General features: G+C 56.1%; 1 pseudogene. It reads right to left on the bottom strand.

Annotated elements, in window-relative coordinates:
* Positions 1 to 58: 58 nt before the first annotated feature.
* Positions 59 to 634, bottom strand: a pseudogene (locus BMI01S_RS37715) (helix-turn-helix domain-containing protein); the annotation flags it as partial.
* Between the last annotated feature and the right edge of the window lie 404 nt (positions 635 to 1,038).

Here is a 1,038-nt window from a genome sequence, read left to right as displayed (position 1 = left end):
GTCCTACCTATATAAGCTTTCTCAACCCGTCTACCTATTTGCACCAGAACCACTGTTCGATGGTGGCGGCATCCTTGCCTTCGGTGACGAACACGACCTTGCGTTGTTCGGCGTCGGCCACCAGCGTCAGATAGTTGTGCCCCCGCCTGTAGGAGGTCTCGTCCACAGCGGCGCTGGTCATGCCGGACAGGTCGATCGCGGCCAGCGCCAGTTGGACGTATCGCTTGCAGATCGCATGCACCCGGTGCCACGATTCGCCGACGGCGCGGGCTACAACAGTAAAGGGCATCTGCTGGGCGAGCGTGAGCACCATCGCCTCGAACAGCAGCGTGAAACCGCTGAGCTTGCCGGCCCAATCGGGCTCGACAAGCGCTACGCGGCCGTCGGGCAGCTTCACGCGCGGCGTGCGTACTTCGAGGTAGCAGTCGTGCTGGAAAAAGTTCAGGTGCCGGTAACGCTTGACGATGGTGTCGTGCACGGAATGCGCGCCGGCCACTTCAGGATGCGCGAAGCGACTTCCAGCAGTGAAATCGATCTGGATCGTCAGCAGCTTGGTCGCCGCGTCGAAATCGACGCCGCTCACGAACCACGGATCGCTCACACCCAATGCGGCTTCGAACAGCTTGCTGTGCATGACCTGCCTTCGTCTTGTTTATGCAGAAGTCGGGACGATACCACCCAGTGGAAACTCAATAGAGGCGAAAAAACCTTGTGCGCACACAACCAAAAAATCAAACACTGCGGACCGTCCGAAATAGCTCTCAGTATGACACCAATCGGGCATTTGATTGATATCAAATGTTTTTTCGATATCCAAACGATATTCTAATATCGCCCAATTTCTTAGGTTTTAAACAGCACCGGATTTGGCGGAAGCTCCAACGCTTGAGGTTATTCATCGGGCTTTGCCCAACCCAGAGGCATGAGGGCGAATCCGGAAAGGAATACGAATACGAGGCAGCGGCGGCAGCGGTCGACCGATTGTCTGGCGCACTGAGCCCTTTCCGCAGTATTCTCGAAAATACTTTAAGTTGAGGT

The sequence above is a fragment of the Paraburkholderia mimosarum LMG 23256 = NBRC 106338 genome, from assembly GCF_000739815.1.
In the GTDB taxonomy this organism is placed as follows: domain Bacteria; phylum Pseudomonadota; class Gammaproteobacteria; order Burkholderiales; family Burkholderiaceae; genus Paraburkholderia; species Paraburkholderia mimosarum.
This window is presented reverse-complemented; position numbering and strand designations above follow the sequence as displayed.